The sequence below is a fragment of the Pseudomonas silesiensis genome (assembly GCF_001661075.1).
GTDB classification, from domain to species: domain Bacteria; phylum Pseudomonadota; class Gammaproteobacteria; order Pseudomonadales; family Pseudomonadaceae; genus Aquipseudomonas; species Aquipseudomonas silesiensis.
In genome coordinates, this window is sequence record NZ_CP014870.1 from 638846 (window position 1) to 652515 (window position 13670).

The 13670-nt window shown below is 60.4% G+C and carries 11 protein-coding genes and 1 pseudogene; 9 read left to right on the forward strand and 3 right to left on the reverse strand.

Annotated elements, in window-relative coordinates:
* Positions 1-172: 172 nt before the first annotated feature.
* Positions 173-1204 (forward strand): DUF6515 family protein, encoded by a 1032-nt coding sequence (locus PMA3_RS02775; protein ID WP_064675739.1) that lies wholly within the window; start codon positions 173-175, stop codon positions 1202-1204.
* 42 nt (positions 1205-1246) lie between these two features.
* Here the strand turns inward: PMA3_RS02775 and PMA3_RS02780 are convergent, their stop codons facing one another.
* Positions 1247-2140: a cation diffusion facilitator family transporter gene (locus PMA3_RS02780; RefSeq protein WP_064675740.1), complete on the reverse strand. Its 894-nt coding sequence runs from the start codon at positions 2138-2140 to the stop codon at positions 1247-1249.
* Positions 2141-2170: 30 nt separating this feature from the next.
* A complete protein-coding gene (locus PMA3_RS02785; protein WP_064675741.1) occupies positions 2171-2590 on the reverse strand; it encodes a hypothetical protein in 420 nt (139 codons plus the stop codon).
* Positions 2591-2700: 110 nt separating this feature from the next.
* Between PMA3_RS02785 and hrpB the strand changes: the two genes are divergently transcribed.
* The 6 genes and pseudogenes from hrpB to argE all read left to right on the forward strand — a co-directional run bounded on the left by hrpB (position 2701) and on the right by argE (position 9697).
* Positions 2701-5223: an ATP-dependent helicase HrpB gene (gene hrpB, locus PMA3_RS02790; RefSeq protein WP_064675742.1), complete on the forward strand. Its 2523-nt coding sequence runs from the start codon at positions 2701-2703 to the stop codon at positions 5221-5223.
* Between the two features lie 623 nt (positions 5224-5846).
* Entirely contained in the window at positions 5847-6758 is a 912-nt protein-coding gene (locus PMA3_RS02795; RefSeq protein WP_064675743.1) for a hypothetical protein, read from the forward strand.
* Positions 6718-6888 (forward strand): annotated as a pseudogene (locus PMA3_RS33500) (ATP-dependent helicase C-terminal domain-containing protein); the annotation flags it as partial. The gene PMA3_RS02795 and the pseudogene PMA3_RS33500, both read left to right, overlap by 41 nt.
* Positions 6889-7387: 499 nt before the next feature.
* Positions 7388-7747, forward strand: coding sequence for a DUF6124 family protein (locus PMA3_RS02800; RefSeq protein ID WP_064675744.1), 360 nt, complete (start codon positions 7388-7390; stop codon positions 7745-7747).
* A gap of 116 nt (positions 7748-7863) precedes the next feature.
* Positions 7864-8541: a DUF1028 domain-containing protein gene (locus tag PMA3_RS02805; protein ID WP_064675745.1), complete on the forward strand. Its 678-nt coding sequence runs from the start codon at positions 7864-7866 to the stop codon at positions 8539-8541.
* Positions 8534-9697 (forward strand): acetylornithine deacetylase, encoded by a 1164-nt coding sequence (gene argE, locus PMA3_RS02810; protein ID WP_064675746.1) that lies wholly within the window; start codon positions 8534-8536, stop codon positions 9695-9697. Before PMA3_RS02805 ends, argE begins: the two co-directional genes overlap by 8 nt.
* Before the next feature lie 96 nt (positions 9698-9793).
* Here argE and PMA3_RS02815 read toward each other — a convergent pair whose 3' ends face one another.
* A complete protein-coding gene (locus tag PMA3_RS02815; protein ID WP_064675747.1) occupies positions 9794-10714 on the reverse strand; it encodes a LysR family transcriptional regulator in 921 nt (306 codons plus the stop codon).
* A gap of 229 nt (positions 10715-10943) precedes the next feature.
* Between PMA3_RS02815 and PMA3_RS02820 the strand changes: the two genes are divergently transcribed.
* Together PMA3_RS02820 and PMA3_RS02825 are read left to right on the forward strand one after the other, a co-directional pair.
* Positions 10944-12434, forward strand: a complete 1491-nt coding sequence (locus PMA3_RS02820; protein ID WP_064675748.1) for an aldehyde dehydrogenase — start codon at positions 10944-10946, stop codon at positions 12432-12434.
* A 149-nt stretch (positions 12435-12583) separates the two neighbouring features.
* Positions 12584-13639 carry an ABC transporter substrate-binding protein gene (locus tag PMA3_RS02825; protein WP_064675749.1) on the forward strand — a complete coding sequence of 352 codons (1056 nt, stop codon included), beginning with the start codon at positions 12584-12586 and terminating at the stop codon, positions 13637-13639.
* Positions 13640-13670 lie beyond the last annotated feature (31 nt).

A 13670-nucleotide genomic window follows, 5' to 3' on the forward strand; every position in this document is an offset into this window, starting at 1 on the left:
GCGTCGAGCACGGACGAAGTTCTCAAAGGGAGGCCGACGGGTCTCCCTTTTCTTTTGCGTGCGATTTACCTTCCGTCCCGATAAATATGTTTCGTGACTGATAACCTGTCGCAGAACCGGCCGCTGCTTTCCCAGTCTCATATACAAGCCCTGACCCGCAGTGAGGAAAAGCATGAAGTCGCGCATCTGGCGTTTGGCCGGAGTTGGTTTGCTGTGTGTCAGTGTCACCGCGCAATCGCTGGCCGATGAGCCGCAAACCCGGGGTCCCGACGGCGGGCAACGGGGTTCGGATGGCCATCAGGGCAACAATCAAGGCCGTGGCGGCCCTGATCAGTCGCGCCCGCACAATAATCAGCAACAGAATCAACCGCGTGCACAGAACGACGACATTATTCGAGCCGACAACAGTCGTCAGTTCGAGCACAACGGCCAGAATCAACAGAAGCGTCAGCCGCCCGACTACAACAGCCCGGTGCGGCCGCCACCGCCACCGCCGCAGCTACCGGCCAACGACCTGCCGATCCAGGGCCGGCCCGACACCGTGCGCCAGACCCAACAACCGCAGCGCGGCTACTATCAGGATGCTCCGCGGTACAACGACAACAACCAACATTGGCAAAATAACGCTCCGCGCCCCGATGACCGTCGCTGGTCCGGCCGTCCGGACGGACATGGCAACGGCTGGGGTCCAGGCCCGCAATATCGCCCCGGTCACGTGATCGATCGCTTCCCGGACCGCGACTACCGCGTGCCTTATGGCGGTCGGGACTATTTCTATTCCGGTGGCTACTGGTATCGCCCGCAGGGGCCGCGTTACGTAGTGGTGCAACCGCCGCGCGGCATACGTGTCAGCTACCTGCCCGATTACGCCCGTGAAGTGTGGATCGGCGGTGCGCTGCTATTCCTGGCGGCCGGTTCCTATTACGCCTATCAGGAGAGCACTCAGGATTACGTGGTGGTCGAGCCGCCCGTGCAGCCGCAACCGCAACCGGTCAGTCAGGGTTATGACGTGGTGGCGTATCCGGCCAACGGCCAGTCGCCGGAACAGGTCAACCAGGACGGTTACGAGTGCTACCAGTATGCGGTGCAGCAGAGTGGCTTTAATCCACGGACGGCCACCTACCAGCCGGACCCGTCGGTGGTGCAAGTCTATCGCCAGGCCCAGGGCAGCTGCCTGAGCAGTCGCGGTTATCAGGTTCAGTAGCAGCCATAAGCTACAAGCAAGCGGTTGCTTCGAACTTGCCGCTTAAAGCTTCAAGCTTGAAGCTGCTTTAATAGGATCGGCGTGCACCAGCACTTCGGCTCGCGGATAAGCCGCGTGAATCGCATCGGCGGCTTGATCACTGATGCCGTGGGCGACTGACAGCGTCAACTCGCCCGGCAATTCCAGGTGCAATTGCACAAACCACTGGTTACCGGACACCCGCGTGCGCAGGTCATGGGCGCCCAATACGCCCGGCACGCTGCAGGCCAGTTCGAGCATGTGCTGGCTGACATCCGGCGGCAGTTCTTCATCCATCAGCACCGTAAAACTCTCCCTGGCGATTTGAATCGCACTCCAGAGAATGTAGACGGCGATCCCCAAACCGAACCAGGGGTCGACCTGATGCCAGCCAAACCCGGCCAACACCAACGCCACCAGAATGCTGCCATTGAGCAACATGTCCGAGCGGTAATGCAGGGAGTCGGCGCGCACCGCATTGGAACCGGTTGCCTTGACCACCCGATGTTGCAGTATCAGCAGCGCCAGGGTCAGCGCCAGGGAAAACACGATGACCCCGATGCTGATCCACGGCGCGCCCAGCGGTTCCGGATGCTTCAAGCGGTCGACGGCCTGCAAGGCAATCAGCACCGCGCTTGCGCCAATGAACAAGGCCTGCGCCATCCCCGCCAGCGATTCGGCCTTGCCATGCCCGTATCGATGATCCTCATCGGCGGGGCGAAGGGCATAATGCACCGCCAGCAGATTGAGCAGCGAAGTGACGCCGTCGAGTGCCGAGTCGGTCAGCCCGGCGAGCATGCTCACCGAACCGCTCAACCACCAGGCGATGGCTTTGGCGACGACCAGCGTACAGGCCACCGCCACCGAGGCACGGGTCGCCAGCCGCAGCAGGCGGGCGTGTTCGGAGCTGGAGATCATAGGTACGGCGTGTCCTTGAAGTGCGCGAATTTACGCGGCGGGTTGCAGGCCGAACATCGCCAGTTGCTGGGCGCTGCCCTTGTGCTGGATCAGGCGTGGGTCGTCCAGCGGGAAGCTGCGGCCCAGTTCGGTTTCCAGAATAGTCTGCAACTTGTGGTTATCGACCTTGCCGTCGGCACCGATGGCTTCCTGGAGTTTTTCCGGGGCCACCTGGGCGGTCTTGCCTGGCTCGAAGTAAATCGCGCCGGTGGCGAAGTCCACGGCGAAGGCGATCAGGCCGGGGATGATGTAGAACAACAGGCCAACGGCATCCAGCGCGGCGATGGCCGGGTCGATCTTGCCGTCGATCTGGCCACGACGGTCAGGGTAGAAAATCGAACCGCAGGCGGTGACCTGGGTCAGCAACGTCGCGATCAGTACGCCGCCAATCAAGCGAAAGGGAGCACGCATATGAAATCTCCTGAGTCATCTGGGAAACGAAGCGTCGTCGATATGAATTAGGACCGCGACGAACGCCAGGCAGTTCGCCGTTATACTCGCGCCTCTGTTTGGGAGCCAGCATGATTTCTTTGCCGATTGATGAAGTTCTACCCGCCCTGCGTGAAGCCTTGGCTACACGCCACGAAGCCGTGCTCGAAGCACCGCCCGGTGCCGGTAAGACCACCCGCGTGCCTTTGGCCTTGCTCCACGAGCCCTGGCTGGCCGGGCAGACCATCCTGATGCTCGAACCGCGCCGGTTGGCCGCGCGGGCGGCGGCGGAGCGGCTGGCCAGCGAGCTCGGCGAGAAAGTTGGCGAAACCGTTGGCTATCGCATTCGACTGGACAGCAAAGTCGGCCCCAACACCCGGATTGAAGTGGTCACCGAAGGCATCCTGACCCGCCGTTTGCAGGACGATCCGGCGCTGGATGGCGTGGGCCTGCTGATCTTCGATGAATTTCACGAACGCAGCCTCGACGCTGACCTGGCATTGGCCCTGAGCCTGAATGGCCGGGAATTGTTTCGCGACGATCAGCCGCTGAAAATCCTCTTGATGTCGGCAACCCTGGAAGGCGAACGCCTGGCCGGGCTGCTCGATGACGCGCCGATCCTGCGCAGCGAAGGCCGCATGTACCCGGTGGCGATGCGCTGGGGCCGGCCATTCCAGCCGGGCGAGTTCATCGAACCGCGCCTGGTGCAGACCATTCTCGACGCCTTGAACGATGAAACCGGCAGTGTGCTGGTGTTTTTGCCGGGCCAGGCGGAAATCCGTCGGGTGCACCAACAGCTGGCCGATGCGCTGGGTGAAAGCACGCAAGTGTTGCTCTGCCCATTGCACGGTGAACTGGACCTGGCGGCCCAACGTGCAGCAATCGATCCAGCCCCGGCAGGCAAGCGCAAAGTGGTGCTGGCGACCAACATCGCCGAGACCAGCCTGACCATCGACGGCGTGCGCGTGGTGATCGATGCCGGGTTGGCGCGAGTGCCGCGTTTCGATCCCGGCAGCGGCATGACCCGGCTCGACACCCAGCGCATCTCCCGGGCCAGCGCCACGCAACGCGCGGGCCGGGCAGGGCGGTTGGAGCCGGGGGTGTGTTATCGGTTGTGGTCGCAGGATCAGCATGAACAACTGGCGGCCTACGCCAGTGCGGAAATTCTCTCGGCGGACCTCGCCGGCCTGGCCTTGCAACTGGGTCGTTGGGGCGTGGCACCGGGGCAACTGGTGTGGCTCGATGTGCCGCCGGCCGCCGCTTATGCACAGGCTCAGGACTTGCTTGAGCGCTTGGGCGCCCTGGACGGTGAAGCGTTGACCCGTCACGGCCAGGCCATGGCCGAACTGCCGGCGCATCCGCGCATCGCGCATTTGTTGTTGCGCGGTCAGGCACTCGGCCTGGCGGACATGGCGTGCGATGTCGCGGCGCTGCTCGGCGAGCGGGATATCTTGCGCGGCGCCGGGGCGGATCTGCACAGCCGGTTGGCGCTGTTGTCCGGCGAAGAACGCGCCGCACGCGGCGCCCAGGGCGGGGTGCAACGGGCCCGGCAACTGGCGCGGCAGTATCGCGGTTACCTGCGGGGCAAGGCAGCGCAGCCGGTCAGCGATCCGGACCATCCGCGCTGGCTCGGCGCGTTGCTGGCGCTGGCCTATCCCGACCGCGTCGCTCAACAGCGTCGTGCTGGCGGCGCCGAGTATCGCTTGGCCAACGGTCGCGCCGCGTTGTTCGCTGAAGCAGACAGCCTGATGAAACAACCCTGGCTGGTGATCGCCGATCTCGGCAGTCGCCAGGGCCAGCGTGAGGAGCGGATTTATCTGGCGGCCGATTTCGATCCGGCATTGTTTGACTCGGTGTTGGCCGAGCAGGTGCGTTGCGTCGATCAGCTGGATTGGGACGAGCGCGAAGGCGTGTTGCGCGCTGAGCGACAGCGCAAGGTCGGTGAGCTGATCCTCAGTCGCGAACCACTGACCGGTCTCGATGAAACCGCTCGCAGTCAGGCGCTGGTGAATCTGGTGCGACGTAAAGGCCTGGAGCTGTTGCCGTGGACGCCGGAGCTGCGGCAGTGGCAGGCGCGAGTGGAGCTGCTTCGTCAGCAGGAGATCCAGAATAGCCAGACCTGCAGTAAATGGCCTGATCTGAGCGATGCAAACCTGCTGGCAACCCTTGAGGAATGGCTCTCGCCATACTTGGGCAAGGTCACCAGGCTCAGTCACTTCAGCCAGTTGGATCTGTCTTCGATAGTCAGGAATCTGCTCCCTTGGCCGCTTCCGCAGGAATTGGAAGCCCAAGCACCGCAGACGATCCAGGTGCCGTCCGGTTCGAGCATTCGTGTCGACTATTCGCAGTACCCTCCTGTTCTCGCAGTGAGACTTCAAGAGCTATTTGGCCTGTCTGAAACACCTCGTATTGCTCAAGGCAAGCAGTTGCTCACGTTACATCTCTTGTCACCAGCTCGGAGGCCAGTGCAGGTCACTCAGGATCTGGCCAATTTCTGGCGGAGTACCTATGCGGAGGTGAAGAAGGATCTCAAAGGGAGATACCCCAAGCACTACTGGCCAGATGACCCTCTAGTTGCCGAGGCCACGGCCCGGGCCAAGCCAAGAAAGACCTGATTTTTTTCAGGATTGTGCTGCCGTCACCCTATCGCGAAAAGTGGGCAAAACGGTGGGCGTCGGAGTGGGAGCTGGACTTTGACGAGGATAACGATATCCAGTGTGAGCTGGACGCAGGAGTGATGGTAGAAGCGCAAGGCAAGCTTTTGTCAACCGATTCAGGTTGACACGTGTGTCATGACTTCCCCAAGATTACTGCACATGGTCGAGCTAAGAGCGCAGGACTCCACCTCGGCGACACGGCTAAAACCGTCTCCTGTGAAAGTAACATGTTCAAAAAAACCGCCCACAACAGGCGGTTTTTTTGTGCCTGTCGTTCAGTTAACTTCTGATCCTGAAGGGTGCGCACGCTTTGTCCGTGAGCTCACGCCATGATTCGTATCGATGCCATCAGAGGCCTGCGGCGAAGGCTCAAATGATCAGGAAGAGGAAAAGGCAAGTAGGTATGCCCCAGAAACAAAAACCCCGGCTCGAGGCCGGGGCGGGTGTTTCGTGGTCTTTGCAAAGAGTCGTAAGCTTTCGCTCATTGGAGCTCAGTGCCAACCTGTAGATCAATGCTACGAGTGGTTGACACCCGTGTCAATCACAACCTATACAGGCGCCTGGCCAGAAGGAAGCCGAGCATGCCGCATACCGTCCAGTATAGACCCCAACTGATCGACCAGCTTATCAGTGCTCACCGAATCGCCAGCTACAGCAAGGTGTTTTCGACCAGCAATGACGCGGAACTGGTGGGGGCCTACCTTTGGAACTCCCACGTTTGTGGGGTTCTGTACCCTTTGCTAAGTGCGGCAGAGGTCACGCTACGGAACTCCATTGACACCGTTCTGACTGCGGATATTGGCAAATTTTGGTGGAAGACAGGAAAGCTCAAGTACAAAAGCTTCGTCCTTGGTGCCAACGCGCCTGATGCGGTGGGAAAGCTGATCAAAAATTTTGGATCGGCCTATAACACTGCTTCAATTGAGCGAAAAAAACGCAAGGTAAAGGGAGCTCCGGATCACCAGGAAGTCGTCTCGAAAACGGACTTTTCTACGTGGGAGTACGTTCTCGATAACGAATACATGGGCAACAACCTTATCTGGCCGAAGCATCTGGGGCGGGTTTTCAAGGGGCGATGGCCCACGACCCAGGCTGGCGCAATGCTCTCTGGATGCAAAGATCAGGTCGCTCTGGTCAGGAAGTTCCGTAACCGGGTATTCCACCATGAACCCGCGTGGAAGCGCTTCAACGTCACTGATGAGCAGCAAGCGGTGGCTCACCTCCATGAAAAGATCGGCAAAATCACCGACCTGATTTCGTGGATCTCGCCAGAAAAAATCGACCTTCTCGAAAAAAGCGGCTTGATCCGAACCGCCTATCGTGCCTGCTCTGTAGCCGAGATCGAGCGCTTCAAGTACCAGTCCAAGACCAGCACAGTCAACAGCATGGTCAAGCTCATCAAGGTTGCTGACGCAGCGAGCGTCGGCAACGAAGTGCTGCAGATTGCGGTCTATGGCAAGCGCAAGCAGGTCTACACGCTCCACCCTGCCTAACAGCCAGAACACGCCTGTTCCGGCTGTGGCTAAAGCGTGTGGGACGGCACCGATTCTGACGGTGCGTTTGCAGGAGTTGTTCGGCCTGGCTGAAACCCCGCGCATCGCCGGTGGCCGGCAAGTGGTCAAGCGCGGATCAAACCGCGCAAGTAAACCCGCGCACCCCCTGTAGGAGCGAGCTTGCTCGCGAAGGTCGTGAACGATAACGCGTAAAACCAGATGCCCAGCGGCGTCCTTGAGCCTTTCGCGAGCAAGCTCGCTCCTACAGGTTTTACCGCTGGAGGGCGTGTGTTTAAAGGCGTTTAAGGATACTTCCTGCAAGCTACAAGACCTTGCGCCGTTGCCTACGGGTACGCCAGAATCCGCCGACTTGTGCGCTTTGGAGGCCATCGGTAACTTGATTCCTGTCACTGCTCATCAGTGATCGGGTTTAGTCGCCCGGCTATCCATCCGCGGTTGCACAAGTGTCATCCAGTCAGGTGTTCGCCTGTACTTGATGGTGGTTGTGCGCATGGCGCCCTCGGGCGCGCCGGGTTTGGGTGGCTTACCGGTCGACTAACTTGCGCACAGCCGCCTCCCTTTCGTTTAGTCGCGAGATGGTCACGGCCCCACTTAGAGGTCAACTGCCCATGTTCAAACCTACACCTAATCCGCCGGACACCGATCCGGCATCCCCATACGAACCCGATTCCAAAATGCTCAACGAGGCCGCCGAACGCGCCCTCAACGTCCACTTCCCCTCGATGGCCGACATCAAAGCCACGCCGCGCACACCCAACAACCTGTTTACCGTCAACCCAGAGGCCACGACCGAAACCCTTGTGGTGTATCTGGTGGAAACGCTGGCCTCGGTCGATGTGATGGTCCATCAATTGGTCGATCACCTCGACGGCGGATCGCGCAATGCGCTGCTGGGGATTTCCAACAGCGTGATGCTGGCGGAGATCACGGCGAATCGGGTGCTGGATCAGATTGATCCACCCGGGTAAGCCTGCGAGGCTGACCAGTTTTTTCCTTCCCCAAAGCCACAAAAAACCTGCTTTCTCCGATTCCAGTGCATGCACAGAATGCAGTTGCGCGTGCATTGAATTTTAAGGAGTGAGTCATGACGTTCTCGATTATCGGACGCTGCCCTGAAACCGGTCAGCTCGGTATTGCCATCAGTTCTTCCAGCATTGCGGTCGGCGCACGCTGCCCTTGGGCGCGGGCAGGAGTGGGTGCGGTTTCCACGCAGAACATTACGCTGCCAGCGTTAGGGCCGCAGATCCTGGACCTGCTGGAGCACCAGCATCTGGAGCCTGACGCGGCACTGGACAAGGCACTCACGTCCAATGGCTGGAGCCAGTACCGACAGGTCACGGTGATCGATGCGTCAGGCCGGATTGCGCTGTTCAGCGGTAAAGAGTCGTTGGGCGTGCATAACGCCGTGAAAGGCGAGCAATGTGTCGCGGCGGGTAACCTGCTGAGCGATGTGCGGGTCATCGAGGCCATGGTCGCGGCGTTCGAAGTCGAGCCGGGTCAGTTGGCGGACCGTTTGCTGGCGGCCATGCACGCGGCCATGGCGGCCGGTGGCGAAGCGGGGCCGGTGCATTCCGCCGCGCTGAAAGTGGTGGGTGACCACACCTGGCCGATCATCGACTTGCGGGTGGACTGGGCCGAGGAAGATCCCATCGGGCAGCTTGATGGCCTCTGGCAGGCCTATCGACCGCAAATGCAGGACTACCTGACTCGCGCGCTCAACCCGACGACGGCGCCGAGCTACGGGGTGCCTGGGGATGAGTGATGCATCCAGTCGCGAGCTGCTGGATCGCCTGATTGGTTTCGCCACTGTCAGCCGCGATTCCAACCTTGAGTTGATTCGTTTCATCGAGGCCTATCTGGCCGAACACGGGGTTCAGAGTGAGCTCTTCTTCAACGAAGAAGGCACCAAGGCGAATCTGTTCGCGACCATCGGCCCGCTTGTCTCGGGTGGGGTGGTGCTGTCCGGTCACACCGATGTGGTGCCGGTTGACGGACAGGCGTGGACGGTCGATCCGTTCCGGCTGACTGAAAAGGATGGGCGCTTGTACGGACGTGGCACCGCAGACATGAAAGGCTTCATCGCCTCGGTCCTCGCGGCGGTCCCGACCTTCGTGCAGCGTACGCTTGTGACGCCGGTGCACCTGGCCTTTTCCTATGATGAAGAAGTGGGTTGCCTGGGTGTCAGGCCGATGCTGGCCGAACTGGAGAAGCGGCCATTTAAACCGCGACTTTGCCTGATCGGCGAACCGACAGAACTCAAGCCTGTGCTCGGCCACAAGGGCAAACTGGCGATGCGTTGCGAAGTGCGCGGTGCGGCGTGCCATTCGGCGTATGCGCCTTATGGGGTGAACGCGATCGAATATGCGGCACAGTTGATTGGACGGCTCGGCGTGATCGGTGAGCAGCTGGCGCATCCCGACAACCACGATCAGCGTTTTGATCCGCCGTTTTCTACGGTGCAAACGGGTGTGATCAAAGGTGGCCGGGCGCTGAACATTGTTCCCGCTGAATGTGAGTTCGATTTCGAGGTCAGGGCGCTGCCGGACTTCGATGCTCAGGCAGTGGCGGACCAGTTGCAAGCGTTCGCCCACGAGCATGTGTTGCCCAAGATGCGCGCGGTGCAGGCGGACACCGATATCCGCCTGCGGCCGCTGAGCGCTTACCCCGGCTTGGCAACACCGCCCGAGAGTGAAGCGGCGCGGCTGCTTGCGCTGTTGAGCAATTCTTCAGAATTTGGAACGGTCGCGTTTGGCACCGAGGGCGGGCTGTTTGATCAGGCTGGGATACCCACGGTGGTTTGTGGTCCCGGCAGCATGGATCAAGGGCACAAGCCTGACGAGTTCATTGCGCTGGATCAGTTGAGCGGTTGCGATGGGATGCTGCTGCGCTTGGCTGACTACCTGTGTGGCGACATTTAACTGTAGGAGCGAGCTTGCTCGCGATGGACTCAAGAGCGCCGCGTTTAGCCAGTAAACACGCGTTATCGTTAACGACCATCGCGAGCAAGCTCGCTCCTACAGGGGGGCTGCGACTTTCTGGCTCAGTTGTTCGCGGCAGAAGTCCACGAACAACTGTGCAGGCTTGGTCAGTTGGCTGCGTTTCAAATGGGCGGACGCCAGGCCGGACAGGGTGACCGGCTCTTTGATGTTCACCGAGATCACCTTCTTGCCATCGTAAGTGCATTCCGAGTGCGGGCGGGTGACCAGGATCGAGAAGCCGAACCCCTGACCGACCATACCGCGCACCATCTCGATCGAGGGCGAGCTGAACACGATGTTGGGCGTCAGCTCCAGCTCGTGGAACAGGCTGACAAAGTAGGTCCGGCTCGGTTGCACATCGAGAAGAATCATCGGCTCGCTGCACAGGTCCCGTAGCGATACCTCCTTCTGGTCGGCAAAGCGGTGCCCTTCAGGCAACAGGACGTAAGGCTTTTGCGGTGGCATCAGCGGCGTGGTCTGGATGGTGCCGTCCAGACCGTGATCGTAGAGGAACGCCACATCGAAAGTACCAGCGGTCAAGCCCTGCACCAGCTCTTGTTGCTCGCCATCGCGAATGCGTATGTCCACGCCCGGGTAAAGCTTGCGAAAGCCGGCGATCAGTTGCGGCAGGTACAGCGGGGCGACGGTCTCGAAGCAGCCGATGTCGATCTGTCCGGAGACCGTGTCGTTATCGGCCAGCGCGTTCTGTTCAAACTCCCTGGCCATGCGCAGCAGTTCTTGCGCCTTGTGATAGAAACGCGTGCCGGTGGGCGTCAGGGAAACGCCCTGGGCGTGGTGGCGGATGAACAGCTGGACGTTGAACGACTCCTCCAGACTCTTGATCGCCGTCGATACCGAGGGCTGCGCGATATACAGCTGCCGCGAGGCCTCGGCGACGCTGCCGGCTTCCACCGTTGTGACGAAATACTTGAGTTGCCGCAATGTATAGGAAGCCACACGCACCTCGTTCTGCTCTGTTTTGCGGTGAAAGCCCGGATGGCCGTCGCACAGATTATTGACTGAACCTTACCCTATGCGGGTTCCGGACTGGGTCTGCGCTTACCTAGTTTTTTCTTATACCCCGAGCACATTTTTAATAATTTTCCTCTTCGCACGGTTGACGCACTATCTCTACAACCTCTGATAACAACCCCGACCACCCTGGCGGTCGTAAAGGGAGCGTAGCGTGTTCGACCTCGACTATTGGCAGCAACGAGCTGCCCGGCAAACCTTCTCTGACAAAGCCTTGATCGATGGCCGGCAAGTCTCTGCGTCTTCGGGCGCAACATTCGATTCGATCAACCCGGCGACGAATCAGTTGCTTGCCCGTGTCGCCGCGTGTGGCGAAGTGGACGTGGAACTCGCCGTGCGCAGTGCGCGCCGTGCTTTCAACGAAGGCCCTTGGGCGCGGATGGCACCGGTTGAGCGCAAGCGGGTGATGCTGCGTCTGTCTGAGCTGGTGCTGGCCCATCGCGAAGAGCTGGCCTTGCTCGACTCGGTGAACATGGGCAAACCGGTGATGGATGCCTACAACATCGACGTCCCCGGCGCCGCCCATGTGTTCGCCTGGTACGGCGAGTCGCTGGACAAGCTTTACGATCAGGTCGCGCCGACGGCGTCATCGGCGCTGGCGACCATCACCCGTGAAGCGCTGGGCGTGGTGGCGGCCGTGGTGCCGTGGAACTTCCCGCTCGACATGGCGGCCTGGAAACTGGCACCGGCCCTGGCGGCCGGTAATAGCGTGGTGCTCAAGCCCGCCGAGCAATCACCGTTTTCGGCGTTGCGTCTGGCCGAGTTGGCGCTGGAAGCCGGTTTGCCACCCGGCGTGCTGAACGTGCTGCCGGGGCTGGGCGAGTCTGCCGGCAAGGCGCTGGGCCTGCATCCGGATGTCGATTGCCTGGTGTTCACCGGCTCGACTCAGGTGGGCAAATACTTCATGCAGTACGCCGCGCAATCGAACCTCAAGCAGGTCTGGCTTGAGTGCGGGGGCAAGAGCCCGAGCCTGGTGTTCGACGACTGCCGGGATCTTGATCTGGCGGCGGAGAAAGCGGCATTCGGCATTTTCTTCAATCAGGGCGAGGTCTGCTCGGCCAACTCGCGACTGTATGTGCAAAGTTCGATTAAGGATGAGTTTATCGAGCGTCTGTTGGAAAAAGCCAAAGCCTGGATGCCCGGCGATCCACTGAACCCTGCGAGTGCCGCTGGCGCCATTGTCGATTCGGCACAGGCATCGCGCGTGATGAGCTTTATCGAACGCGCCCACGAAGACGGGGCCCGACTGCTCACCGGCGGCCGTCGCTTGAGCTTCAACGGTTCCGACAACTTTATCGAGCCGACCATTTTTGCCGACGTCGATCATGACTCGCACCTGTCCCGCGAAGAGGTGTTCGGGCCGGTGCTGGCGATTTCCACGTTCGATACCGAAGAGCAAGCGGTGCGGCTGGCCAACGACAGCATCTATGGGCTGGCCGCCTCAGTGTGGAGCGATGACCTGAATCGCGCGCACCGGGTTGCACGGGCGCTGAAGGCCGGCACCGTTTCGGTGAACACCGTGGATGCCCTCGATGTCAGCGTGCCATTCGGTGGCGGCAAGCAATCGGGTTTCGGTCGGGACCTGTCGTTGCACTCGTTCGATAAATACACCCAATTGAAAACAACTTGGTTTCAATTGCGTTGAGCGTCTCCTGAATAATTAACCGCACGCTGATGGTGTGCGGTTTAAAGAATAAAAAGATGTCATCGCGCGGAGAGTCATCCGTGTACTTGCGGCTGCGTGGCCGTGACTGCCTCAGTAACTAACCACAATTAAAAAGTGAGGGAGCTTTCATGTTCAGATATTCGTCTTCGAGCGTTACAGCAGCGGCGGGTTTAACGGCGCTTCTGGTAGTTACGGCGCCTGTTGTTGCGCACTCCGAAAGTCTTACGGTCATTTCGTTCGGCGGTGCCACCAAGGCGGCGCAAGAGGGGGCTTATTTCAAACCCTTTGAACAAAGTGGCGCTGGCAAAGTTGTCGTTGGCGAGTACAGCGGAGAACTGTCCAAAGTCAAAGCCATGGTCGATGTGGGCCAGGTCAGTTGGGATGTTGTCGAAGTCGAAAGCCCGGAACTGCTGCGCGGTTGTGAAGAAGGGCTGTTCGAGCGGCTGGATCCGGCGCTGATCGGCGATTCAAAAAACTATCTGGCTGGCGCTGTCAGCGAGTGCGGCGTGGCCAGTTATGTCTGGTCGATGGTGCTCGCCTACAACTCGAACAAGGTGAGCGCGGCGCCAACCTCCTGGGCGGACATGTGGAACCTGCAGCAATTCCCTGGCAAACGCGGCCTGCGCAAGGGCGCCAAGTACACGCTGGAAGTGGCGCTGCTCGCCGACGGGGTCAAACAGGATGACCTGTACACAGTGCTGGGCACCAAGGCCGGCGTGGATCGCGCTTTTCACAAGCTCGACCAGATCAAGCCCTCGATCCAGTGGTGGGAAGCCGGAGCGCAACCCCCGCAATGGCTCGCGGCAGGCGACGTCGTGATGTCGGCGGCCTACAACGGCCGGATTGCCGTGGCGCAAAAGGAAGGCTCGAAACTGGCCATTTCATGGAACGGCCACCTCTACGATCCCGATCACTGGGCCATCGTTCGCGGCAGTCCGAACAAGGCGCTGGCCGAGCGGTTCATCGTGTTTGCCAGCCAGGCGAGTGGGCAGAAGTCCTTCTCCACGCAGATTCCCTACGGCCCGATCCGCAAGGATGTGCTGGCGCAGCTACCGGCCGACACGCTCGCCCAGTTGCCCACCGCTCAGGCCAATCTGGCTGAAGGCCAGTTGGTCGATGCCACGTTCTGGGTCGATCACGGCGAAGAACTCGAGGAACGTTTCAACGCCTGGGCGGCCCGCTAAACCGCTGCTGTCGTCGATCGCCACTCAAGGA

Bases quoted from the DNA above. Each gene is read 5' to 3' on its own strand.
- PMA3_RS02775 (WP_064675739.1), top strand. From the start codon at position 173: ATGAAGTCGCGCATCTGGCGTTTGGCCGGAGTTGGTTTGCTGTGTGTC.
- PMA3_RS02780 (WP_064675740.1), bottom strand. From the start codon at position 2,140: ATGATCTCCAGCTCCGAACACGCCCGCCTGCTGCGGCTGGCGACCCGT.
- PMA3_RS02785 (WP_064675741.1), bottom strand. From the start codon at position 2,590: ATGCGTGCTCCCTTTCGCTTGATTGGCGGCGTACTGATCGCGACGTTG.
- hrpB (WP_064675742.1), top strand. From the start codon at position 2,701: ATGATTTCTTTGCCGATTGATGAAGTTCTACCCGCCCTGCGTGAAGCC.
- PMA3_RS02795 (WP_064675743.1), top strand. From the start codon at position 5,847: ATGCCGCATACCGTCCAGTATAGACCCCAACTGATCGACCAGCTTATC.
- PMA3_RS02800 (WP_064675744.1), top strand. From the start codon at position 7,388: ATGTTCAAACCTACACCTAATCCGCCGGACACCGATCCGGCATCCCCA.
- PMA3_RS02805 (WP_064675745.1), top strand. From the start codon at position 7,864: ATGACGTTCTCGATTATCGGACGCTGCCCTGAAACCGGTCAGCTCGGT.
- argE (WP_064675746.1), top strand. From the start codon at position 8,534: ATGAGTGATGCATCCAGTCGCGAGCTGCTGGATCGCCTGATTGGTTTC.
- PMA3_RS02825 (WP_064675749.1), top strand. From the start codon at position 12,584: ATGTTCAGATATTCGTCTTCGAGCGTTACAGCAGCGGCGGGTTTAACG.